This window comes from Mesorhizobium sp. M1C.F.Ca.ET.210.01.1.1, assembly GCF_004791585.1.
Lineage (GTDB): Bacteria > Pseudomonadota > Alphaproteobacteria > Rhizobiales > Rhizobiaceae > Mesorhizobium.
Map to the genome: position 1 here is coordinate 1 of NZ_SRUU01000132.1, position 374 is coordinate 374.

The window sequence follows — 374 nt, forward strand, 5'->3', positions numbered from 1 at the left end:
CGGCCGACCTCGGCAAATACACCGATCTCCATGTTTTCGCGCAGGAGCATCCGGACCGCTTTTATCAGATGGGCATGGCGGAGCAGCTGCTGATGAGCGCGGCTGCCGGGATGGCCCGGGAAGGTTTTACGCCATTTGCAACGACCTACGCGGTCTTTGCCTCACGTCGCGCTTACGACTTCATCTGCATGGCGATCGCGGAGGCAAAGCTCGACGTCAAGATTGTCTGCGCCCTCCCGGGACTGACCACCGGTTACGGCCCCAGCCACCAGGCGACGGAGGACATCGCCATCTTTCGCGGCATGCCGAACCTGACCATCATAGATCCATGCGACGCACTCGACATCGAGCAGGCCACCGAAGCTATCGCGGAC

At 61.5% G+C, this 374-nt stretch carries 1 pseudogene; it reads left to right on the forward strand.

Annotation, left to right across the window (positions count from 1 at the left end):
- Window positions 1-374, forward strand: a pseudogene (locus EN853_RS33245) (transketolase family protein); the annotation flags it as partial.